General features: G+C 63.3%; 22 protein-coding genes and 2 pseudogenes. 12 read left to right on the forward strand and 12 right to left on the reverse strand.

From position 1 onward, the window contains the following. Nucleotides 1–94: 94 nt before the first annotated feature. A complete protein-coding gene (uvrA, locus tag NATPE_RS03040; protein ID WP_006180815.1) occupies nucleotides 95–3058 on the reverse strand; it encodes an excinuclease ABC subunit UvrA in 2964 nt (987 codons plus the stop codon). Nucleotides 3059–3284: 226 nt separating this feature from the next. Here uvrA and NATPE_RS22095 point away from each other — a divergent pair. Next, nucleotides 3285–3422 (forward strand): annotated as a pseudogene (locus NATPE_RS22095) (DUF7385 family protein); the annotation flags it as partial. Between the two features lie 217 nt (nucleotides 3423–3639). Here the strand turns inward: NATPE_RS22095 and NATPE_RS03045 are convergent. Continuing rightward, complete coding sequence (locus NATPE_RS03045) at nucleotides 3640–4974, reverse strand: IS4-like element ISH32 family transposase (RefSeq protein ID WP_012289608.1); 1335 nt, start codon at nucleotides 4972–4974, stop codon at nucleotides 3640–3642. A 74-nt stretch (nucleotides 4975–5048) separates the two neighbouring features. On the opposite strand from NATPE_RS03045, the pseudogene NATPE_RS23530 reads away from it, so the two are divergent. Further along, nucleotides 5049–5153, forward strand: a pseudogene (locus tag NATPE_RS23530) (DUF7385 family protein); the annotation flags it as partial. Between the two features lie 132 nt (nucleotides 5154–5285). Here the strand turns inward: NATPE_RS23530 and NATPE_RS03050 are convergent. Next, on the reverse strand, nucleotides 5286–5555 hold the full coding sequence (locus NATPE_RS03050) for a DUF7571 family protein (RefSeq protein ID WP_006180817.1): 270 nt from the start codon (nucleotides 5553–5555) through the stop codon (nucleotides 5286–5288). Between the two features lie 204 nt (nucleotides 5556–5759). Between NATPE_RS03050 and NATPE_RS03055 the strand changes: the two genes are divergently transcribed. Further along, the gene (locus tag NATPE_RS03055; RefSeq protein WP_006180818.1) at nucleotides 5760–5966 is read left to right on the forward strand and encodes a cold-shock protein; all 207 of its coding nucleotides are present in this window, start codon (nucleotides 5760–5762) and stop codon (nucleotides 5964–5966) included. Between the two features lie 247 nt (nucleotides 5967–6213). Here NATPE_RS03055 and NATPE_RS03060 read toward each other — a convergent pair whose 3' ends face one another. The 6 genes from NATPE_RS03060 to NATPE_RS03085 form a co-directional block, all read right to left on the reverse strand. Continuing rightward, entirely contained in the window at nucleotides 6214–7353 is a 1140-nt protein-coding gene (locus NATPE_RS03060; RefSeq protein ID WP_006180819.1) for a universal stress protein, read from the reverse strand. 2 nt (nucleotides 7354–7355) lie between these two features. Further along, nucleotides 7356–8021: a potassium channel family protein gene (locus tag NATPE_RS03065; protein ID WP_006180820.1), complete on the reverse strand. Its 666-nt coding sequence runs from the start codon at nucleotides 8019–8021 to the stop codon at nucleotides 7356–7358. A gap of 118 nt (nucleotides 8022–8139) precedes the next feature. Then, nucleotides 8140–9669: a potassium transporter TrkG gene (locus NATPE_RS03070; protein WP_049804869.1), complete on the reverse strand. Its 1530-nt coding sequence runs from the start codon at nucleotides 9667–9669 to the stop codon at nucleotides 8140–8142. A gap of 101 nt (nucleotides 9670–9770) precedes the next feature. Continuing rightward, nucleotides 9771–10457 (reverse strand): potassium channel family protein, encoded by a 687-nt coding sequence (locus NATPE_RS03075; RefSeq protein WP_006180822.1) that lies wholly within the window; start codon nucleotides 10455–10457, stop codon nucleotides 9771–9773. A 24-nt stretch (nucleotides 10458–10481) separates the two neighbouring features. Beyond that, nucleotides 10482–10955, reverse strand: coding sequence for a universal stress protein (locus tag NATPE_RS03080; protein ID WP_006180823.1), 474 nt, complete (start codon nucleotides 10953–10955; stop codon nucleotides 10482–10484). Next, nucleotides 10948–11307 carry a hypothetical protein gene (locus NATPE_RS03085; RefSeq protein WP_015298732.1) on the reverse strand — a complete coding sequence of 120 codons (360 nt, stop codon included), beginning with the start codon at nucleotides 11305–11307 and terminating at the stop codon, nucleotides 10948–10950. Before NATPE_RS03085 ends, NATPE_RS03080 begins: the two co-directional genes overlap by 8 nt. A 428-nt stretch (nucleotides 11308–11735) precedes the next feature. Here NATPE_RS03085 and NATPE_RS03090 point away from each other — a divergent pair, with 428 nt between their 5' ends. The 3 genes from NATPE_RS03090 (at nucleotide 11736) to NATPE_RS03100 (ending at nucleotide 14143) form a co-directional block, all read left to right on the forward strand. Further along, nucleotides 11736–12479, forward strand: a complete 744-nt coding sequence (locus NATPE_RS03090; protein WP_006180824.1) for an Lrp/AsnC family transcriptional regulator — start codon at nucleotides 11736–11738, stop codon at nucleotides 12477–12479. Between the two features lie 100 nt (nucleotides 12480–12579). Continuing rightward, nucleotides 12580–13083 (forward strand): hypothetical protein, encoded by a 504-nt coding sequence (locus tag NATPE_RS03095; RefSeq protein ID WP_006180825.1) that lies wholly within the window; start codon nucleotides 12580–12582, stop codon nucleotides 13081–13083. Between the two features lie 130 nt (nucleotides 13084–13213). Beyond that, nucleotides 13214–14143 (forward strand): ferritin family protein, encoded by a 930-nt coding sequence (locus NATPE_RS03100; RefSeq protein ID WP_006180826.1) that lies wholly within the window; start codon nucleotides 13214–13216, stop codon nucleotides 14141–14143. Between the two features lie 28 nt (nucleotides 14144–14171). On the opposite strand, the gene NATPE_RS03105 is transcribed toward NATPE_RS03100, so the two are convergent. Further along, nucleotides 14172–15350, reverse strand: coding sequence for an aminotransferase class V-fold PLP-dependent enzyme (locus NATPE_RS03105; protein WP_006180827.1), 1179 nt, complete (start codon nucleotides 15348–15350; stop codon nucleotides 14172–14174). 341 nt (nucleotides 15351–15691) lie between these two features. On the opposite strand from NATPE_RS03105, the gene nirK reads away from it, so the two are divergent. Both nirK and NATPE_RS03115 read left to right on the forward strand, forming a co-directional pair. Continuing rightward, on the forward strand, nucleotides 15692–16750 hold the full coding sequence (gene nirK, locus NATPE_RS03110) for a copper-containing nitrite reductase (RefSeq protein ID WP_015298733.1): 1059 nt from the start codon (nucleotides 15692–15694) through the stop codon (nucleotides 16748–16750). A 215-nt stretch (nucleotides 16751–16965) separates the two neighbouring features. After that, nucleotides 16966–17757 (forward strand): hypothetical protein, encoded by a 792-nt coding sequence (locus tag NATPE_RS03115; protein ID WP_006181557.1) that lies wholly within the window; start codon nucleotides 16966–16968, stop codon nucleotides 17755–17757. Nucleotides 17758–17784: 27 nt separating this feature from the next. On the opposite strand, the gene NATPE_RS03120 is transcribed toward NATPE_RS03115, so the two are convergent. Next, complete coding sequence (locus tag NATPE_RS03120) at nucleotides 17785–18024, reverse strand: hypothetical protein (protein WP_006181556.1); 240 nt, start codon at nucleotides 18022–18024, stop codon at nucleotides 17785–17787. A gap of 180 nt (nucleotides 18025–18204) precedes the next feature. Here NATPE_RS03120 and NATPE_RS22540 point away from each other — a divergent pair, with 180 nt between their 5' ends. The 4 genes from NATPE_RS22540 (at nucleotide 18205) to NATPE_RS03135 (ending at nucleotide 21081) form a co-directional block, all read left to right on the forward strand. Next, on the forward strand, nucleotides 18205–18354 hold the full coding sequence (locus tag NATPE_RS22540) for a DUF7557 family protein (protein WP_006181555.1): 150 nt from the start codon (nucleotides 18205–18207) through the stop codon (nucleotides 18352–18354). Nucleotides 18355–18359: 5 nt separating this feature from the next. Next, nucleotides 18360–19052 carry a triose-phosphate isomerase gene (locus NATPE_RS03125; RefSeq protein ID WP_006181554.1) on the forward strand — a complete coding sequence of 231 codons (693 nt, stop codon included), beginning with the start codon at nucleotides 18360–18362 and terminating at the stop codon, nucleotides 19050–19052. Nucleotides 19053–19161: 109 nt separating this feature from the next. Further along, nucleotides 19162–19578 carry a universal stress protein gene (locus tag NATPE_RS03130; RefSeq protein ID WP_006181553.1) on the forward strand — a complete coding sequence of 139 codons (417 nt, stop codon included), beginning with the start codon at nucleotides 19162–19164 and terminating at the stop codon, nucleotides 19576–19578. Nucleotides 19579–19830: 252 nt separating this feature from the next. Then, nucleotides 19831–21081 (forward strand): digeranylgeranylglycerophospholipid reductase, encoded by a 1251-nt coding sequence (locus NATPE_RS03135; RefSeq protein WP_006181552.1) that lies wholly within the window; start codon nucleotides 19831–19833, stop codon nucleotides 21079–21081. Nucleotides 21082–21143: 62 nt separating this feature from the next. Here the strand turns inward: NATPE_RS03135 and NATPE_RS03140 are convergent, their stop codons facing one another. Beyond that, the gene (locus NATPE_RS03140) at nucleotides 21144–22784 is read right to left on the reverse strand and encodes a potassium channel family protein (RefSeq protein WP_006181551.1); all 1641 of its coding nucleotides are present in this window, start codon (nucleotides 22782–22784) and stop codon (nucleotides 21144–21146) included. Nucleotides 22785–22901 lie beyond the last annotated feature (117 nt).

Below are 22901 nucleotides of genomic sequence, written 5' to 3' on the forward strand. Positions count from 1 at the left end.
AGCGGTTCCGACGGAACGCAGTTATACTGTTCGCTGTCGAGTGCCGAGCGAGCGGTCCTCGTGTCGACCCGGTGGCCGATACCGCTCGTCGCCGTCAATCGTCGTCCATCGGCGCGGTCACGGGCTCGACCCGCTCGCCGCGGGGGCCCTCGAGGTCGATCTTCGGCAGGAGATCGCGCAGATAGCGCCCGGTGTGGGAGTCGTCTAGACGCGCGACTTCCTCGGGGGTTCCGGTCGCGACGATCTCGCCGCCGTTCTCGCCGCCCTCGGGGCCGAGGTCGATGATGTGGTCGGCGTTTTTCACGAGGTCGAGTTCGTGTTCGATGACGACGACGGTGTTGCCGTCATCGGTCAGTCGGTGGAGGACATCGATGAGCTTGCGCTCGTCCTCGCTGTGGAGTCCGGTCGTGGGTTCGTCGAGCAGGTACAGCGTCTCGCCCGAGTCTTTCTTCCCCAACTCCTCCGCCAGCTTGATCCGCTGGGCCTCACCACCGGAGAGCGTCGTCGATGGCTGGCCGAGTTTCATGTAGTCCAGCCCGACGTCTTTCAGCAGCTTCAGCCGGCGGCGGATCCGGCTCGAGGACTCGAAGAAGTCGTAGGCCTCTTCGACGGACAGCTCGAGGACGTCGGCGATCGTCTTCCCCTTGTAGGTCACGTCGAGCGTGGCGTCGTTGTACCGTGCGCCGTCACACTCCTCGCAGGGGACGTGGACGTCCGAGAGGAAGTTCATCTCGATTTTGACGGTTCCCTGCCCGCCACACTCCTCACAGCGGCCGCCCTTGACGTTGAAGGAGAACCGCCCCTTCTCGTAGCCGCGCTGTTTCGACAGCTTCGTCTGGGCGAACAGCTCGCGGATGTAGTCGAAGACGCCGGTGTAGGTTGCCGGGTTCGACCGGGGCGTGCGGCCGATCGGCGACTGGTCGATCAGTCGGACCGTCTCGATCTGATCGAGGCCCTCGAGACTGTCGTGGTCGCCCGGGATCACGCTCGTGTTGTCGTTCATCTGGCGGGCCAGCCCTTTGTAGAGGACCTCGTGCATGAGCGTGGATTTGCCCGAGCCCGAGACGCCCGTAATTGCAGTAAAGCAGCCCAGCGGGATGTCGACGTCGAGGTCCGTCAGGTTGTGCTGGCGCGCCCCGAGGACGGTCAGCGCGCCGTCGGGATCGCGTCGCTCGTCGGGCACCGGGATCTGCTTGCGGCCCGAGAGGTAATCGCCGGTGATCGATTCCTCGGTCGCTTTGACCTCCTCGACGGTGCCGTTGGCGACGACCTCGCCGCCGCGCTTGCCGGGGCCGGGCCCCATGTCGATGACGTTGTCCGCCCGCCGCATCGTCTCCTCGTCGTGTTCGACGACCAGCAGGGTGTTCCCGAGGTCGCGCAGTTCCTCGAGCGTATCGAGCAGGCGGTCGTTGTCCCGCTGGTGGAGCCCGATCGAGGGCTCGTCGAGGACGTACAACACGCCCACGAGGCCGGAGCCGATCTGGGTCGCGAGTCGGATGCGCTGGCTCTCCCCGCCCGACAGGGTGGCCGCCTCCCGATCGAGCGTGAGGTACTCGAGGCCGACCTCGACCATGAAGCTCAGTCGCGCGCGGATCTCCTTTAAGATCTCCTCGGCGATGACCTTCTCGCGTTCAGTGAGGTCGGCTTCCATCGACTCGAAGTGATCGAGGGCGTCCCCGATGCTCATCGCGTTGATCTCCGTGATTGCGGTGTCGTCGACCAACACGGCGCGGCTGGCTGGCTTGAGCCGCGTACCGTCACAGGCCGGACACTCCGTGACCGACATGTAGTCCTCGATGTGGTCCCGCGTCGAGTCGGAGTCGGTCTCGATGTAGCGGCGCTCGAGGTTCGGGATGACCCCTTCGAAGCGCTTTTGCTTCCGGCGGGTGCCGTTCTTGGTGCTTCGCTTGAAGACGACTTCGCCGTCCGTCCCGTAGAGGAACGCCTGCCGGACGTCCTCGTCGAGGTCCTCGAACGGCGTCGACAGGGAGACGCCGAAGTGTTCGGCGACGGCGTCGAGCCGGGTCTGGTAGTACGACCGGTTGTAGCTCCAGGCCTCGAAGACGTGCTTGAGCGGCTTGGACTCGTCTTGGACGACGAGGCCCTCGTCGACCTCCTTGGTCTCGCCCAGCCCTTCACACTCGGGACACGCGCCGTGGGGCGAGTTGAACGAGAACGAACGCGTCTCGATCTCGGGGACGTCGATCCCGCAGTGGGTGCAGGCGAGGTCCTTCGAGAACTCGACGACGAAGCGGTCGTCCTCCTCGCGTTCCTCACCCAGCGCGCCGGTCCGGCGGGCTTCTTCGCCGAGGTCGGCGGCGACCGCCTCGGATGCGTCCGGGAGGATGACCTTCAGGACGCCCTCGGCCTCGGCAAGCGCCGTCTCGACGCTGTCGATGATCCGCGGTCGGGTCTCGGTGCTGACCTTCACGCGGTCGACGATCACGTCGACGGTGTGATCGAAGTTCTCGTCGAGATCGGGGTCGTCCATCGTGAGATCGTACTCCTCCCCGTCGATCTCGACGCGGGCATAGCCCTCCGAGACGAGTTCCTCGAAGAGGTCCTCGAAGGCACCCTTCTGGTCGCGGACGACCGGTGCCGCGAGCTTGGCCTTGGTCCCCTCGGGCAACTCGAGGATGCGCTCGACCATGTTTTGCGCACTCTGCTCGCCGACTTCGCGGCCACAGTCGGGACAGTGGGGCGTGCCGACGCGTGCGTAGAGGAGCCGGAGATAGTCGTGGAGTTCCGTGACCGTCCCGACCGTCGAACGGGGGTTGTTCGCGGCGTTTTTCTGGTCGATCGAGATCGCCGGAGAGAGTCCCTCGACGGTCTCGACCTGTGGCTTGTCCATCTGGCCCAGGAAGTTCCGGGCGTAGGCCGAGAGGCTCTCGATGTACCGCCGTTGCCCTTCGGCGTAGACCGTCTCGAACGCCAGCGAGGACTTTCCCGACCCCGAGAGGCCGGTGACGACGGTAAACTCCTCACGGGGGATCGTCACGTCGATGTCCTTGAGGTTGTGTTCTTCCGCACCGCGGACGTCGATGGTGTCCTTGCTCATCGTTCGCTCGAGAATCGGGACTGTTCGGGTCGGCGATACGGTGTCGAATTCATTGTACTGAGTCAGTGGCCGCAAGAACTTAACGAGTCTGAAAGCCCAATGCCGTGGTGTGTGTTGACATTCGAGATCGGGCCGTGAGGTCGCCCCCTCGAACCGAACGGCCGTCCGACGGCCGCGGGTCGGGGCTTTCGCCCGTCTTTATGCTTCCGGGGTCGAAACGGGACGTATGGACGAGATCGATCTCGAGGAACTCGCGGCCTCGCTGACGCTGCGCGAGGAGAACCAGGCGATCAAGAGCTACCAGAACACGGTCGCGGTCGCCTGCCCGGCCTGTGACGAGCAGTTCGACGACCTCGTCGTCTGCCATCTGTTCTAGTTTAGTGACGGAGTGAAGCAGGATCTCAGCGGAGACTATACCGAATTGAGGCGGATTAGCTCAGGAGACTGGGTTCGCTGGAGCAGGCAGTCGCTGATTTGTTGTGTGATACCTTCGAGGCGGCGCACTCACAGCCGTGAGTGCGTCGCCGTTCCAGCGCTGCCGCTATCGACACAGGTGCTTCCCCGGTCGTCAGGCGAGTTCGTTACCAGAACTCGCCTGACTCAACCTGCTCACGTAACCGCGGTCGATGCGGATTTGGATCACGTGAAGCCCACAGCAACAACTCATCTAAATCCGGAAGTTCGTACCCTAAATCGAGCATCACGTACAACTGAATCAGGTGTGAATGGCGTTCGACAGCGTGAGAACATCGTCGACGAGGAAGTTGCGGCGACGACGCTGTGGCGTCGTCGGCGCTTTCCCGTTGTTTCACGTCCAGTTTCCGGAGTTCATCGACGATAACACGGCTCATCAGCAGTGAGATTGCGGCCATGATGACCAGAGCTTCGATGATGTACGGATCGGTCGTGTTGATTTCGTCAAGTCCGAAGCGTGATTTCAGTTCTTTGAACAATAATTCTATTTCCCAGCGCGCCCGATAGAGCTGTGCGATATCGGGCGCACTATAGTCGTCTTTCGAGAGATTTGTCAAATAGAGATGGTACTCTTCAGTATCCTCGTTCCAAACACCGACCAGTCGGAACGTTCGGGTCGTGCTGGTGCACGACCCTCGCTTTCGCTCGAACGAGAGGGTGATGCGAACATCGATTTCCTGTCGCTGCAGGTCGTCAAGGACGTCCTGCAGCGACTCTCCTTCGAGCGGGATACTGTTCCCCCGCCACGTCCGGAGCTCTTCGACGATCTCGAAGTTTGCGTCGTCTTTCACACGGGAGACGAACCAGCCGTTATTCTGGTCGATGCGGTCGAACAACCAGAAGTCGTAGAAACCGAGATCGAGCAAGACAAGTGCGCCAGCTACCCACTCGCCGGTGGGTAGCTGGCTCCGTTCTTGGGTTTTAGCGTCAGTTGTTCGGTACCGTGTTGGAAGGCCAGTTGAGAGTGATTCTGTTAGGTGAAGTTTCAGACCGGCCTGATCGTCACCGGTCGCAGCGTACACATCCGCGGCGTCTTGATAGAGAGAAACAATGCTCCCATCGGCAATGAGGACGTCTCGAAAGCGTTCGAGACGTCCGCTAAGGTCGGCATTTCTGGTATCGAGATTCTCGATGGCATCATCGAGAATCTCTCGAAGGAGTGCAACGAACGGTGGAGAGAACCACCCGTGGAAGGTTGCATAGGAGAGTTCATCGCAGTCGGACATTTCGACGAATCGTTCGAGAAAAGCCTGTACAGATCGGTCTGACCCAGCAGCGAAGCCAAGTGAAAGCGTGTAGAACAGCGCAACAGCGTCGAATTTCCGTTCACGCTCGACGAGATTCGTTGCGCGAGCGCGCTCGCGCAACTCATCGGAGGGAAACGCTCTTTGAATCCGATCAACAATCACTGAATCCGGTGGGGAGTAAGTCACACTATCCACCGGATTTCTCTGACTGGTAGTTACAACGATATCTAATCAGACGACGGTACACTCTGCTAAACTAGAACGGATGCGTCGTCTGCAAGGAGAACCCGACGAGCCTGAACCTCTCGAAACAGCTTGATCTCTGTGTCGGGTCGGCCGACGGCAAGGGCGTCATCTTCACGCACAAAAAATAGCGATCCGGCACCGTCGACCGCTCCGTCGTCGCTCGAGTTGGGGCCGCCGTTCAGACGCTCTACTGGAAGTCATTGCCGGTGGGACCGCAGGACGGCCGTGGTCCCACCGGGAAATCGTTACAGTAAACCGTATCAGGCCGAGGGCAGATCGCGATTCCACCCGGGGTCGTGGCCGGTCTGCTCGATGAGATCGGACCGACACGCCGGACAGTAGTCGGGGGTGGCGGATTTGCCTCGAGGGACGTACACCGCGTTGCCGCATTCCACGCACGCGTCCGCGACGATGGTTACACAGTCCGCACAGACGTTGAAGTCGTCGACCGTGAGGTCGCGCAGGGGTTCGAGTTGTTTATCCAGGAGATACTCGTCGATGACCGCCTGACAGCTGTGACACGGTTTCATAGCGATGCTTGTAGGCCCATGTTACCATGGCGTAAATACTTGTCTCCGTGAGCGACGGCCACACCGTCGCGCCCGCTCTCTCGGGACGGCCGCGTCGCTGGTATACGGACGAGTACGCCGGACTAACGCCCGATTCCGACGGCGAGCCGTGACGGCGGGTCTTTCGGAAGTGTTATCCCCGAGTCGGGACTACGAGTGGTTGTAATGGCAAACGGTAAGGTTGACTTCTTCAACGACACGGGCGGCTACGGTTTTATTTCGACTGACAGCGACGAAGTAGACGATGACGAGGACGTGTTCTTCCACATGGAAGACGTCGGCGGTCCGGACCTCGAGGAGGGTCAGGAAGTCGAGTTCGACATCGAATCATCCCCCAAGGGACCCCGCGCGACGAACCTCGTCCGCAAGTAATAACGACCGCCCGCTGTCGCTCATCGCGACGAACGGCGATCGCGTTTTTTCACAGCGCTACATGCGATAGCAGTCGCTGAAACGATTTACACACTGATCGCACTGCTGTCGTGCGATCAGGTATGCAATGACATCCAGCGGCTACTATACCGCCACCGCCCGTTCCGGGCAGAGTCCCTCCGTCTCCCAACGGCTTGCTCTCCGCTCTCTCCCCTACGGGTCGGTCGACGCTTCGGAGAGGCCGCCGTCAGTTTACGGACTCGCGCTCGTCTCCGCTCGCTTCGATACCCCGCTTCCACCGGTAGTAGAGCGACCGCGTGGTTCGATCGGCGTCTCGAGCCATGAGAACAGTTGTCCCGTTCAGTTCCGAAAGCGTCTGCTGAACTGATTCGAAGACCAACTGTTCCAATCGGGATTGCTGCTCCGGGGCCCCTATCGATGTCAGATCGTGTGTCTTCGCTTCCCGTACGATCTCGTCGGCCGTCTCGGGGGCCTCTCTGAGTTCCACTTCGGACGTCACGTCGGGGCCAAGGACGTATTCGGCGAATTTCAGTATCTCTGTCCCCTCAGCCGCCGTCTGGGTGGGTGCATCAGGGGGAATCACGTGGAGGACGGTGACTGACGCATCGACAGCGCGTGCCAGCGCGCGTGCTGCTTCCGCAGCGAGGGCGGCGTGTGGACCCCCTCCGACGGGCAACAGTATCGAATCGATCGGCTTCGCTTCGGATTCCGCGATCGAAGCGACAGTGTGGTCCTCGACGTCCGGGACGTACAGCGGGGTCTCTTCTCCTCGCACGCTCGGCGTTTCGACGAACACGTCACACTCGGCGTCAGTCAGGATCGAATCAATCGTTCCCACGCTGCGTCGCCCGTCCTCACCGAACCCGGTGTCCCGGAGCAACAGAACCGCCGTCTCCCTCCCGTCATCGATGACGTCACGAATCCCGTCCGTGGTGTCGCTCACGACCCGAACGATTGGCCGAACCGGGACGCTCGGCTCGAGGTCTCGAGTCCGCTCAGCTATTCGGGCGACGTGCTTGCGTCGCTTTTCGACGGTCTCAGGTACTTCCGCGTCGGAGTTGGCCGATCGTTCCCGTCGGAGATACCGTCGAACCGTCTCGAGTGACGCGTCGTTCGGCACGGTCTCGAGGCCGAGCAACAGTACCCGGCCGTCGTTGTCCGCTGCGAGTGCAACTGCTGTCCGGAGGAACGGCCGGACGTTGCTCTGCGCCTCGGTATCGAGCAATACGTCGGTCACGGGGACGACGACGGTATACTCCGGCGTCCGGATGAGCGGTCCGCTACGGAGGGACGAATCCACATCCGAATCGACGGACCGGCGTGGGACGGTGATGCGAACGGCCGTTCGTTCGGAACCGTCGACCATGGTTACGGCCCCGTGAACGCATTCGTGACCCGGTTCGTTGCCCCGTTTCTTGCGAAGATCGTGACAACGTCATCCGCTCGGATCTCGGTCTCTCCCTGTGGAATGACCAGGTCGTCGTCCCGTACGATCGCCACGATAATCGTCTCTTCGGGCAGCAGACCGTCCCTGTCAGCATCGATCAGGCTGCGACCGTCGATCGGCGCGCCCGCATCGACCGTAGCTTCGAAGATTTCCGCTCCACCCGCTATCGGCATAAAGTCCTGGATTGCGGGGTGTTGGACCGCCCGATAGAGATACTGACCGTTGAGTCGGTGGGGACTCTCGACGATACTCACACCGAGGTCCTCGAACAGTTCCATATGGGCGGGGTCGTTGATCGAACTCACGAGCGTCTCAACCCCGTACTGCTTGCCGAACATGGTAATCATGAGATTGACCGAATCACTCTCCGTTGTCGAGATGAGTGCATCCGCCTCTTCGATGCCGGCTTCGAGCAGGATCTCTTTCGATGCCGCATCTGCATTGAGGACCAGACAGTCGTAGGTCGTACTCACTGCTTCGGCTAGTTCCGTCTCGCGTTCGATGACGACCACCTCGTGGTCGTCCCGCGTTGCGAGGTCGATGACAGTGTTTCCGGTGCGGCCCGCGCCGATGATGATTACGTACATTGTGATGGTGTCTGACGGCGATAGTCGACGAGCGATACGACCGAGGGATCGCGACCGGTCGGCGGGCCGGGCACGTCGAGGACGGGCGTACTGGATTCGCTCCGGTTGAACATCCATGTCATCTCCTGAAGAGACTGTTAAGCAGGACGAGGACCGGGATGATCTCGAGGCGCCCCATCCACATCTGACCGATGAACAGTAGTTCCGCGATAACCGGCATATCCGGGCCAGTGATCCCCGACGAGAGCCCGACGGTACCCTGTGCAGTCGCCACTTCGAAGATCCCGTCGGCAAGCGTGAAGTCCGATGGGAGAACCGCCAACAGTACGAACAGCGAGACGGCCAGTACGATGAGATAGATGAATGCAAAGGTCATCGCGGCCCGTATCTCGTCGTTGGCTTCATCGGCCGTGACTCTCCGTTGTCCGATGCGGAGATCATCGATCGCGTGCTTCGGGAGGAACACGCGGGAGATCTCCCACCGAATCCCACGAGCGATGATGTGGCCGCGGATGATTTTGATCCCGCCGACCGTCGCACCTGCGGACCCGCCGAACAACATGGCACCGAGGACGATGACCATGACTGCGCCGCCGTTCCAGTCGCCGATCGCGGACGTCTGCCAGCCGGTGGTCGTCTGGGCACTGATAAACTGGAAGAGCCCGTCACGGAGCGCCTGACTCGTCACCACGTTACTGAGGTACGCTATCGGATCTCCGGTATAGGGAACGCCGACCCAGCGAGCGAGGAACGCTGTCAGCCCGACCACACCGACGATGAACATTGCACAGAGTCCCCTGACCTGTGGATCTCGAGTGAACTCCCGGACGTCACGCTCGGAAAGCACCCCGTAGTAGACCGGGATCGAGATCGCGCCGGTAATCATCGCGGGGATGTGGACGAGTTCCATCGCGTAGGAATCGTAGCCGGCGATGGAGTCGTCGAGCGTGCTGAACCCGCCGGTGGACTGACCGGTCATCGCGTGATTGATCGCGTCGAAGATCGTGTTCTCGATGCCGTAATTCGGGGCGATGAGGAACGTCGCCGCTGCGAGATACACGGCGACCAGAGCGGTAACACCGACGTAAATTTTCCAGATTGCACGCGCCGTACCGGCGATACTGGGCCGTAACTTCTCGTTTCGTCCTTCCGACTGATAGAGCGAGATGCCTGCGACCCCGTGGGGCTGTCTGAGAATCGCCAACGAGAGGACGATCATCCCCGCGCCACCGATCCACTGCATCTGTGACCGATACCAGAGGAACCCGTGCCCGACCGAGGGTTCATGGATGCTCATCGTCAGCCCCGTGGTCGTATACCCGCTCATGCTCTCGAAGAAGGCGTGGAGGGGGTTCCGAAAGTAACGGAGACTTGAGCTGTAGCTCTCCCCCGCCGGGACGAACGATTCGAGTACGGCCGGTGGCGTGATGTGGGCGGCAACGATAAACGGGAGGGCGCCGAACGCCGCAGTGACGAACCACCCGAGCGCCGCAACGATCATCGCGTGATGGCGTTTCGGTTCGGGAGCGTCTTCGCATATTTTATACACGGTTGCGCCACTGAGGGCGGTTATCATCCCCGCAATCAGAAACGCAACTGCGCTATACCATTCCTGATAGAAGAGTGAAACGAGTAGCGGCACCGACATCAGTCCCCCGATGAGAACCTGGAGGGAACCGATGTCCCTACTGACCGTTTTCGATGCAGCCACGAACCCGGAGCGACCGACTGTCGAATGTGACATATAATTTACACCAATTGGTCTTCGTAATGGCCGAAGATGTCCGTGAGTTCTGGATCAGCACCGGTCGCAGAATAGACCGTCAGCAGGTCGTTCGCCCGGATTCGGGTGTCTCCTCGTGGTGTCTGTGGCTTGTCTTCGCCCTCCCGTTCGATAGCAACGATCAGGGTATCGTCCGGTAGGAACTGCCTCTCGCCTGCTTCAGTGAGGGTCTTGCCGGCGATCGGTGCCTCCGCTGTGACCCTGATTTCGAAGACTTCCGCTTCCTCCCCGATTCGCATGTAATCGACGATAGCCGGCCTGGCCACCGCCCGATAGAGGGAGCCCGCGATGAGCTGTTGTGGGTTTTCGATCGTGTTCACCCCCGCCTGGCGGAAGAGGTTCATGTGGCTCGTATCGTGAACCACGGACGTGATCGCGGGAACGCCAAACTCCTTTGCGAGTAAACAGACCATGACGTTCGTTGCGTCCCAGTCCGTCGTCGAGATGACTGCATCTGCTCGGTCGGCACCGGCTTCACTCAGCGTTTCTTTTATCGTCGCATCCGCATTCAGCACCAGGCAGTCGTACGTGCCGGCGATCTCGTCGGCTTTCGCTCCGTCTTTCTCGATCACTACGACCTCGTTTCCGGAGCGAGTAGCGATGTCGATCAGTGGCGATCCGATATCGCCCGCTCCGACGATGATTATATACATGTGTTTTGTCTTATATTTTGGTAGCTAGTCTCGAGCGTTCCGTCTGATCTCACTTGCGCTACCCTCACCGGTCGGTCGGGGGAGAACGAGAACGGGGATATCACTGTCTTCGATGAGGTTGTGAGAGACGTCTCCGGTCAACAGTTTCCGCCAGCGACTGCCCCCTCGTGGTGTGAACGCGATCGCACTCGCGCCACCGTCGTGGGCCGCGTCGATGATGGCCGTCGCAATGTCGGTTCCGTAGCGAAGATCCGTTTCAATCGATATTCGGGAATCGTCGAACCCGTCGGAAACGATGGCGAAGACGTCTTCCGCATACCGCTTGCGTTGCTCAACCGACGCCTTATCCGGTGCGCCACTACTCTTCTCGATAACGTGGACGACGATTACGGTACGATCCGTCCCCGCAACGTGCGGGCGGAGTGCGGTAGCGGTCGCTGTCGCGTCGTCACGGTTTGCGATCGGAACGACGATCCGTCGGAAAAGTGGCTCAGTCATCTCGGTCCCCCTCGACTCCGCCGTAAACTCTTCCGAGGTAGTGCCACCGGTACGTTCCCCCTTCGTCGTTGATGTGAGGTTCCCACCTGACACGGTAGGCGAACGGTCCTCGTGCCTCGCCCGTCTCGTCCGGGCGTTCGACGACGACGTTCGTGTACGCGTTGTACTCCGCTATGCGAACGAATTCTTCCCCGTTTCGTGCTTCGATTGCATCAGTGAGGGGCGGCTGCTCTCGGAGGCATCGTTGCGCGTAGTGGATTATCTCCCTGAGCTGACTATCACTGCTGTCTTCGAGGACAGCAGTGATCTCTTCAGGGACGGTCTCCGGGGAATGCGCATCAGTCGTTGTCATACTTGAGTGGAATCTCCGTCGTTCCGTTCGGCTACGGACTACGACGGACGGTCATGCGGTCCGCGAACGATACGATTACTGTCACGGCACGTTCCTATCCCGTCCTAAATTTCCCCTAAACCATAAATATACCTGTCTCTATTTCGCTATAGCGAAATTGAGGCCAGAAAAATTTTTGTGTGCAGAAATGGTGGCACCGGTGTGACCAGTAACAAGTGTCGGATCGCGTCGGATACCGATCCCACCAACTCCGGTTTACCAGCCCGACCACGACGCGGACGGGTCGTCGTCACGAATCGGTTGAATCGATTCACTCAGACGGAGACCAACTCCGCGTGTGCGGATCTGCGGGAGTCTCGGAGCCAGCATCGCTGGACGAACGCGGGAGTTCAGAGAAGACATTTATGAGCCCTGAACGTAGTTTCCCTATGACCCAGCGCGTCGATGAAATCGACAAACGCATCCTCTATTATTTGGCACTGGATGCACGGAACACGGCAACATCGGATATCGCCGACGAAATGGAGGTGACGCCGGCAACGATTCGAAACCGAATCGCACAACTCGAGGAGCAGGGGATCCTTCGCGGGTATCTCGCTGATATTGATTACAAGTCCATCGACGGGTACGTCACCTATCATTTCAGGTGTACGGCCCCCATTCCGGATCGTGCCCGGCTGGCCCAGTCGGCCCTGGAAATTTCGGGCGTCATAACGGTCCAGGAGTTGATGGCGGGATCCGCGAACTTGGGGATCACGGTCGTCGGAGCGGACACGAACGAGATTAACAAAATCGCGGGCGAACTCTCCGATCTCGGGTTGGAGATCGAAGACGAGAGCGTTATCGAAGGCGAGTATCACACGCCGTACAACCCGTTCGGCCCGGAAAACGTGCCCAAGGGACCGTCGTTAACCGATTTCATGAGTCTGGCCGGAGACGCGGAAGTCGTCGAATTTACCGTCTCGGAAGGGGCCGAGATCGCGGACACGACTATCGAAGAGGCGGTCGATGAAGAACTGCTGGCCGACGAAATGCTTGTCGTCGGGATCGAACGGGACGGAGATGTCCTCACGCCGAAAGGCGAGACCGTTATTCAAACGGGCGATGTCGTCTCCCTCTTCTCGAAGGCCCCGTTGGAAACGGACTCTCTGGAAGTGTTCGGGACGCAGTGAAATCCGGACCGAGTGCGGAGCGGACGCTTCGGAGTCGAACCGTCGCCCGGCCCCACCGTCGGGACCAAAGTGACTTCGGCCGGCAGCCCCAAGGGAGACTATGAGCGACGACGCCGCGGACCCACTCGCGGTCGACGACCTCGTCGAGTACTGTCGTACGCAGGCCGGCCTGCTCTCGGGCAGCGTCGAGACGATGGCCGCGGAGGCCGACGACCTCCTCGACGAGATCGACGCCGAGATGGCCGAGATCCGCTCGCGCCTCGAGGCCCTGCCCGACGAGGTACCGGCGACCGAAACCCCCTCGACCGCGGATGTCCCCGATGCCGGCGAGGTCGACGTCACGGCGATTGAGGAGTTACAGGCGGAACTCGAGGAGAAACAGCTCCTCGTCGAGGCCAAACAGGCCCGGATGCAGGCGTTTCAGGACCTGGCGGCCGACTATACCGATCTTGCCGAGGAGTTGGCCACGGATGTCGAGGACGGCCAGACGGCCCTGACCCGGGTCATCGAGTTCGAGGCCGACGCCGATGCGCCGGCCTACTTCGACGAGCGGGAGACGATGCTCGAGACGGCCGCCGCGTCGGCCGATTCGGCCGCCGAGTAGCGGTTCGGAAACGGACGGCTGCGGCGTCCCAGGCCGCCGGGTACCGGTTCGGCCGACTGCTCTCGTTCCCGACGACAGTCGGTGAAACCGACCGGAACGTTGATTATGGTATCTGTTGTCGTGGCACCACATGACAATCGACTATAGCGATCGCGAGACGTCGTACGAACTCTATCGGAAGGGCAAACGGGAGGGGACGTGGGACCCCGACGAGTACGACCTCGAGCGGGACCAAGAGGACTGGGCGTCGTTCACCGAGGCGGAACAACACCGGTTTCTCGCGACGTGTTCGGGCTTCTACGATGGCGAGGAGGACGTCACCCGGACGCTCGCGCCGTACATGATGGCGCTGGACGCCCTGCCCAACGAGGAGATGCCCTTCGACACCGTCCAAGAGGAGATGTACCTGGCCCAGCAGGTCTACGAGGAGGCCAAACACACCGACCTCTTCAGCCGGTACTTCGAGGAGGTCTTCGGCACGCAGGAGACGGCCCCCTACCGCGAGGGCGGCTATCAGGAGCAGGGGTACAGCACGGACGACCTCTACGACACCGCCGACGACCTCCTCGCGGCGATCAACGGCGGTGACCGGACCGAACTCGTCTACACCCTCGGGGAAGCCTACCTGAACTACATGGGGATCGTCGAGGCACAACTCGCCCGCGGCGGCTACCTCAGCTTCGATCAGATGATCGAACTGAAAGCCGAGGCAATGGGGCGGGACATCGTCCTCGAGTCGTTCCAGGAAGCCATCGGCAAGGTCCGACAAGACGAGACCCGCCACATCGAGAACGGCCGCTGGGTCTTACAGCAGTTGGCTGTGGCCGAACCGGATATCGTCACCGACGTCTACGAGCCCCGTATCGAGGAGTACGTCGAGAATCGACTGCTCGCCGACCCGATCTACGACGAGCAGCCCTTCGACGGCTACGACCAGCAACGGATCGGCAAACAGCTCGCCCAGTACCTGCAAGACACCGTCGACTACATCGGTGCCGACCGGTTCGAGCGGTACGGCGACGTTAGATCCGCCCTCGAGGAGCGACAGGCCGCCGACTGACCGCCCCGACCGGCCATTGCCGGAAGGGCTACAGCGCCTCGAGCAGCGCGTCGACGTCCGCCTCGCTGTTGAACGCGTGGATCGACGCTCGGATCGCATCCGGCGTTGGCAACGGACGCACGACGATCCCCCGGTCGGCGAGTCGGTCGACGGTCGCCGCGGGGTCGTCGGCGTCGATCGTCACCAGCCCGGACTCGTACTCGCGCGGACTCACCAGTCGATCGTCCGGTACCCCGTCCTTGAGCCGGTCGGTGAGCGTTTCGATCCGGCGTTGGATCGCGTCGATTCCGATCGCCTCGAGGAGATCGATCGCCTCGGTCAGCCCGGCGTAGGGTGCAGGACTGGCGGTCCCGACCTCGAATCGCCGTGCGCCCGGGGCGTACCGGTAGTCGTCCGCGTTCTCCTCCTCGACGCTGCGGTAGCCGATCGCGGCGGGGGACAGGCCGTCCTCGACGCCGTCACGAACGTACAGAAAGCCGGCACCGAAGGGGCCGAGCAACCACTTGTGGCCCGCCCCGACGACGAAGTCGGCACCCCACTCCCGGACGTCGACCGGTACCTGTCCGGGCGATTGGACGGCGTCGATCAGCGTCAGCGCGCCGGCGTCGCGGGCGATGTCGACGATTTCCGCGACCGGCAGCCGCGTCCCGTGGGTCCACGTGAGCGAACTCACGCAAAACAGCGTCGCGTCCTCGGCCGCCGCCTTCACCGCCTCGAGGTCGAGCCGTCCGCCCTCATCGACGGCTTCTTCTCGCGGGCGCTGCCCGCTCGAATGGTCCGCGGAGCTTTGCTCCGCGCGATCGCCGTCTGCTCGTTGCGTCTCCGACGCAACGCTGGTCTCGAGGACCCGGACCTCGAGCCCCTCCTGGCGCTCGAGTCGCTGCCACGGCAGGATCCCCGCCGAGTGTTCGAGATCGGTCCGGACCACCACGTCGTCGGCGTCCCAGTCGAACGCGCCCGCGACCCGGTTGATCCCGTCGGTCGTACTCTCCGTGAGCGCGATCTCGTCCGGCGTCGCGCCCAGTAGGCCGCCGACGGCCGTTCGTGCCTCGTCGTAGACGTCGAACGTCGCGGGATACATCCCCTCGGCCGTCGGGGCCTCGTACTCGTGGTGTTCGAGCGCCGCCTCGGCTGCCTCGACGACGCGACGAGGGCTCGGCCCGCCGGCTCCCCAGTTACAGTAGACGCCCGACTCGAGGGCGGGCATCGTCTCGCGCCGCTCGATCGGATCATATCGACCGGCCGTTCGTGCCGTCCCGTGTTCGTTCTGGCGGTTCCCCCACTGCCGGGTGGCTGCTCTTGTATCTGGAACTCGAGGATTCGAGACTAGCTGCCGCGTTCGGTCTCGTATCGATCCGGTTGAGGGGCCCTCTATCGGACGAAACAGTACAGTATCCGACGAAGTATTTAAACACCCACGATATGTTGGGAAGGGTCAGATCTCTTACCACTACCCGAGAATCGTCGACACCCCTGAACGTATCCCCCCAGTATGAGCAAGTGAGGAGAAGACCAATGACCCAATCCAATCTCACCCGACGACGGGCGATGCAGGCGATCGGAGCGACCGGCGCGTTGGCAGTCGCCGGCTGCCTCGGTGGCGACACCCAGACCGACAGCGGGAACGGCGACCAGTCGGCGGCTGAGGACGAGGGGCTGCCAGCGGCCAAAACCGTCGATGTCGACCGCATCGCGCGGGACCCGACGGACATTCCGGACCCGGTCGACTGGAACGAGCCCCGCGAACACGACGTCACGATCCGGACCGAGCGGGTCACGGCCGAGATCGAGCCCGGGGTCACCTTCGACTACATGACCTTCGAGGGGCAGGTGCCTGGACCGATGCTCCGGGTTCGCCGCGGCGACCGAGTGAACCTCACCTTCGATGTCCCCGACGACCTGAACGTGGCCGCCCACAACATGGACTTCCACGCGGTCTACGGCCCCGGCGGCGGTGCCGACGCGACCACGATCGCGCCCGGCGACGACCCCACCCAGATCAGCTTCACCGCCGATTACGCCGGCGTGTTCATCTATCACTGTGCGATCCCGAACATGGATCAGCACATCAGTAGCGGCATGTTCGGCTCGATCCTCGTCGAACCCGAGGACGGTCTGCCCGAGGTCGACAACGAGTTCTACCTCGGTCAGCACGAGATCTACACGGACGGTGACCTCGGCGAGGAAGGCCACCACGGCTTCGACTTCGATGCGATGCTCAAAGAAGAGCCGACCTACGTGGTCTTCAACGGCCAGGCCTACGGCTTCACCCCCGACGGCGGCGTCCCCATGGAGGCCAACACTGGCGAAACCGCCCGGGTGTACTTCGCCAACGGCGGCCCGAACCTGCTGAGTTCCTGGCACGCCATCGGCAACGTCTGGAGTCGCTTCTACCGCGACGGCGACCTCCTGACCGACCCCGATCGCAACGTCGAAACCGCTCCCGTCGCACCCGGCACTACCGCCGCGGCCGAAATGGAGTTCCCGGTGCCGGGACCGGTCAAGATCGTCGACCACGCCCTGACTCGTGCCGCCCGCCGCGGCGCACTCGGCGTCGTCGACGTCAGTGGCGAGCCTACCCGCGACATCTACGACGAGGACCCGTGAGCGGGGACTCGGCCGCTGATCCCTTTCTCGCCGCCTCGGTACTTGTCTGACCGCGCCGGGACCGACAGCCGTCGCCTCGAGCGGTGCGACCGCGGTCGCTGAACCGACTCGTCACTGGCCGGTATGTCGGACGCTGCGCGGTCGTCCGCGACGGCTTCCCGAGCGGCGGAAACAGGGATACATACTTATACTGGCTCGGCTGTCACGTTCATCCGATGGTGTTCGCCCCTATTTCGTCGATCACGTTCGATGCCAGCGATCCGGCCACGACGGTCGCGATCGGACGGCTGTTCGCGTACCTCGCGATGGGCGTTGCAGCCGTCGTATTGCTCTATTATGCGATCATCTACGTTCGAGAGGTGCTGGCCGTCGAAGCCACCACCGAACAGTGGTATCTGTTGATCGGCATCGGCGCGGCGATCGTCTACGCCGTCTCAGGCGTCGCCTCGCTGTTGCTCGAGCCCGAGTGGATCGGCCGGTTCGTCGACGGAGCGATCCTCTTTTTCTTCCTCTTTATCGCGTTGGCGATCCGTGCGATGTACCACGACCAGCCGGCCGCGGGCGACCGGTCTCGGCTGTTACCGGCGTGGGCGGATTACGTCGTCATCGCCGGCTTCGTCGCCGCGTGGTGGGGGGCCTTCCTCGCACAGACCGCCTCGACCCGGCTGGTGGTCGCGGTCGGCTGGATCGTTACTTCCGCGTGGGCGGTGTTGTACGGCGTCCGCGCCGTGCGGGTCCACGAGGGGACGACATTCGCCGCCCTGACGCGACACCTGCTGCCGGCGATCGTCTGTGTCACTGCCGTCGTCTTCGTCGATCTGGTGACGAACCACCTCGCAGGCTACGGGGCACTCGCCGACGCCGCGTGGCTCGTCGGGACCTCGCTGGTCGCCGCGTTCCTGTTCAACACCGCCGTGGCAATCCGCCAGCAGGGCGGCGAACTCGAGCGGATGTACGACTGGACGACTTGGCGCGAACAGTCGCTTGACGACGGTTCGTTCGAGTGACGCTGTCGGCCGGTGCGAACGCACCGACTAGAGTTCGCCCCGCAGGACGACCTCGTTGTCGACGCGGCGAAGCATGTCCTCGGTAACGACGTAGTCCTCGTCGTCTTCGCCCTCCCAGCCGACCGAGGCGAGGACCTGTTCGGCCAGACTGGGGTCGGGATCGACGTACGCCCTGCCGTTCTCGACTTTCGCGACGATGCCCAGTTCCTTCCCTTCGACATCGACGACAGTCTTGCCGACCGCATCGTCGGTCAGTGGTGCTGTCACGGGGAGCGGATACGAGGGGGATCGGGGTAAACGACCGGCCGTCCCGTGCCGGCGGGAGACGGCCGCAGGCGAGAACCGGCCGGCATCCGGTCGATTTCGGCTGTGTGCCCCCGGACTATTTGCCGCTGGGTGCAGACTGTACGGCTGACGGAACGCGGACCGGCCGCACCACACGTACCCATGACACAGACACTCGAGATCGGCGACGATCTGGCGGAGCGACTCGAAAGCCACTGCGAGGAGGGCCAATCGCCCGCGGAACTCATCGAGGAACTGGTCTCGATGTACGAGACCGAGGGCGCGTTCTTACAGGAGGGCTACTCCGAGTAACGGGAATGGGTCTCGAGTACCCCTTCTTTCTGGTAAATTTCAAGGCCGCCGAGGGGACGGCCGGCGACGACGGCCTCGCGTTCGCGGAGACGATCGACCGCGTCGCCGACGAAACGGGGCGTCGGTTCGCCGTCGCTCCGCAGCCCCCCGACCTCCGGCGCGTCGCCGAGCGAACCGACCTGCTCGTCGTCGCGCAGGCGGGTACCCCACGAGCGGAGTGTGGCGTGGGCGACCTCTCCCTCGAGGCGGTCGCGGCCGCGGGGGCCGACGCCGTCTTCGTCTCGCATCCGGAGAACGAGGTCGCGTTCACGGCCCTCGAGCGTGCGGTAGACCGGTGTCGCGAACTGGGCCTCGACTCGATCGTCGCCGTCGAGAGCCGGGCGACGACCCGGATGGCGCTGGCCGCCGAGCCGGACTGTCTGCTCTTCGAGCGGCCGACGGATATCGGCAGCGACGCGGGGCTGATCCGGAGCGACCCCGAGCGGATCGCAACGTTCGTCGAGACGGTCGCCGACGAACGCCCGGCGACGAGGACGTTCGTCGGCGGCGGGGTCCGCACCGCCGCGGACGTCGCCCGCGCGTTCGAGTGTGGCGTCGACGCGACGGGGGCCGCCTCCGCGGCCCTCGAGGCCGCGGATCGGGACTCGTGGCTGCGATCGATCGCGACGGCCGTCCCACCGGCCGGATCGGCTGAGTGACCGCAGTCTGCGTCGATTCGCTCGCGGCGGTTCGGTTTGCGGGACACTCAGTCGTCACTAGATGTGACAGGGCCTGACACTCAAGTGGGTGGTCGGCGTACGGTCCGGTATGCACCAACTGGTCGCGCTCGATGACTCGGAACCGGGGTGGGCGGCCCTCGAGTTCGCCTGCCGGGAGCATCCCGACGACGACCTCACCGTCGTTCACGCGGTCGATCCGACCGATAGCGGCTACGGCGAGATGGCGCATCTGGGTCCGGAGGGACTGCTCGAGCGCCAGCGGGAGGCCGCCGAGGAGTTGCTCGCCGAGGCCGACGAGCGCGCGGCCGAGTACGACTGTGCGCTCGAGACGGCAACGATCGTCGGCCAACCGGCCGAGGCGATCGTCGACTTCGCCGTCGAGAACGGCGTCGACCGGATCGTCGTGGGGAGTCACGGCCGGACCGGGTTCTCGCGGGTACTGCTCGGCAGCGTCGCCGAACGGATCGCCCGACAGGCGCCCGTCCCCGTGACGATCGTTCGGTAGCGACCTGTCGTCTCGTCGTGGACGGCCTCGAAGAACTCTCTGTGTCCCATGGCAACTATGCCCACGGCGTTACGTTCGAGACGTCAATTCGTTCCGCCGAACCTGTTCGATTAGCGGAGTATCTCCCGGTATCGATGCTGTACGACCGGTCTATCGGTTCTCCCGAGTCAGGCCCGGTACCCAAGGGATTCCACTACGTACCGCCCGTCGTAACTGGACAAACTAATTAAGGTCCGCCACAGTCCCGATTACATGAACGACCGCTACGACGTAGTCATCGCCGGTGCCGGTCCCGCCGGCGCACAGTGTGCCCGCGATATCGCTGCCAGGGGGTACGACGTCGTCGTCCTCGAGACCGAAGCGGAGGACGAGTTCCCGCGCCAGAGCAACAAGTCCACTGCGGGAACCTTCCACTCGATGATGTCCGCGTTCGGTATCCCCGACGACGTGGTGATGCAGTACACCGACAGTGTCGTCCTCGAGTCCCCGACCGAACACTACGTCCGGGACCAGCCCGGTGCGGTACTGGAGTTCGCGGACTTCAAACGTTACCTCGTTGCAGACGGGCGTGAAACGGGTGCGGAGTACCGGTTCGACGCCCGCGTGACCGCGCCGATCATGGAGGGCGGCGAGATCGCCGGCGTCAGATACAACGGCGACGAAGAGGTGTACGGCGACATCGTCATCGACGCGACGGGGCCGAGCGCCCCCCTCGCGAAGAAGCTCGACGTCGTCGACCTCAAACGCGAGAACCACGCCATCGGCATCGAGTACGAGTTCGAGGGGATCGATATCGACCGCCCCGGCTTCGCCGACCTGCGGGACGCGATGATGCTCCGGCTCGACCACGAGATCGCGCCCGGCGGCTACTCGTGGATCTTCCACACCGGCGAGGACACCGCCAAGGTCGGCCTCTGTTACATCCAGAACGAACACCACAGCCGCTACGCCAAGGACGGCCACACCATCGACGACTACATGGAACACTGGCTCGAGACCGACCCTCGATTCAGCGAGGCCGAAAAGATCGCCGGCAAGCAACACCGCGGCTCGGCCCACATCCAAAAGCCCGGCCAGCTCCACACCGACCGGTTCATGGCCATCGGCGACACGGTCCCGACCGTCGACCCGCTCTGGGGCGAGGGAATCAACAAGTGCATGCAGTCGGGCCGGGTGGCCGCCATGGCCGCCGACAGCTGTCTCAAACACGACGACATCGAGCCCACCGCCGAGAACCTCGCGGTCTATGACACCCTCTGGCACCGCGACGTCGCGCCCAACGTCGACAACCGGCTGCTGATGACTCGCCTCCTCTATCTCGCACCCAACGAGCGCTACGACAAGCTCATGCGGGACCTCGAGCGCCTAGACGACGACACGCTGGCCAAGGCGAACAAGGGGAACTTCCGTGCCATCGCGCGCCTGCTCGAACTCGAGGACGCGCCGCTGCTCGTCCAACTCGCAAAACAGCACCTCGATCTGGACCTCCGATCGCTGGTATAGGCGGCGGCTGCCGGCCCGCGATACCGAACTGACCCGCGACGACCGAACCGCTTGCCGCGTTCTCAGTCGAGAAACAGCGTCTCGAACGAGCGGACGCTCTCGTCCGTCCCGGCGATGACGACCTCGTCGCCCGCCTCGAAGACGAACGCGGCCGGATCGAACTCGGTGATCGTCTCGCCGTCTCGAACCGCGGCGAGGACGGTACAACCGGTCCGGGAGCGGACGTCGGCGTCGACGACCGTTCGCCCGGCCAACTCGCCGGCGGGGAGTCTCACGACGTCGACCTGTCTGTCGACGGCCAGGACCTCCTCGTCCTCGAGGACGGTCGAGGCGAGCATCCGCCCGCTGACGGTCGCCAGCGACTGGACGTAATCCGCGCCCGCACGGTACAGTTTCTGGACGTTCTCCGCGTCGTTGGCCCGAACGATGATGTCGACTGATGGGTCCAGGTCTCGGACGACCAGCGTGGCAAAGATGGCGCTCGTGTCGTCGTCCAGCGTGATGATCACGGCCGACGCACCGTCGATCCCGACCTCGTCGATCGTCGCCGGATCGCGCGCGTCTCCGACGATATCGACGCCGTCCTTGTCGTCGCTGTCGAGGACGGTTACCCGGGTGTTCGTCGCCGCGAGCGCCTCGCCGGCCGCCATACCGGCCTCGCCGTAGCCGGCGATCACGACACGCCGTGCCGCGAAGGGATGGACCGTCGACGCGGCCTCGGCCCGCAACTCGTCGATCCGGTCGGGCTCGCCCGCTACGAGCAGTCGCGTCCCCGTCTCGAGGTCGCGATCGGGCGGAATCGGGCTCTCGAAGTCCCCGTTGAACCAGGCCCCGATCCCGTCGACGCCGAACCGGTTCCGGAGCCCGACCGCGTCGGCGGTCCGTCCACAGAGGTCGCTCCCCTCGGCGATCGAGAGTTCGACGAGTTCCAGATCGTTCCCGATCTCGACCCCCTCGTCGACCGCGGTCGTGACGGCCGTCGGCACCCGGTGGGCGAAGCTCTCGCCGAGCAACTGCCGGGGTGAGAGGACCTCGTCGGCCCCCGCAATCCGGTGATACTCCCCGAGGCGCTGATCCTCGACCAGCGTCACGACCCTGATCTCGGGGTTTGCCTCCTGCGCCGAGAGGACGATGCTCGCGTTCGTGTCGTCCGCTGCATCGGCCACGACTGCCCGCGCCCGTTCGATCCCCGCGTCCTCGAGAACGTCGATGGATTCGGGATCACCGTGGACCACCCGCCGGTCGGTCTCGTGGAGTTCCCTCGCCGCTCCTTCGTCGGACTCGACGACGACGTACTCCTGTCCGCGGGACTCGAGTTCCTCGATAAAGGCATCGCCGCGGGGCGAGTACTCGCAGACGATGACGTGGTCCTCGAGGTCGGACGCGGTCGTCGGGGGCGTCGTCGCGAGCGCCGATCGGAGCCACGGGACGGCGAAGATGTCGACACCCGTGAGGATCAGCCCGATTCCCGTCAGTTGGAGCCCGATCATCAGGAAGTTCATCTGGGGCGTCGACCAGGGCGCATCCTCGCCGTAGCCGGTCGTCGTAAAGGTCTGGAAGACGACCTCGAGCGACCGGTAGAGCGGCTGGGGGTCGTTCTCCAAGGTCGCCATCCCGTAGTTGTACAGCAGCGTGGCGGCGACAGTGGTTCCGGCCACCAGCGCGAGGTAGGAGCCGGCCCGGCGCGATCGCCACAGTGACATACACGTGCCATTCGGCGGGTGGCTGTTGACGGTATCGGTCGGCGATCTCGGAGCGAACGCCCCCGCTGCCCACCGTATGAGGGGGCGAACCGTCGATAACACGGTTACGAACGCCGC

This window comes from Natrinema pellirubrum DSM 15624 (assembly GCF_000230735.2).
Taxonomy (GTDB): Archaea; Halobacteriota; Halobacteria; order Halobacteriales; family Natrialbaceae; genus Natrinema; species Natrinema pellirubrum.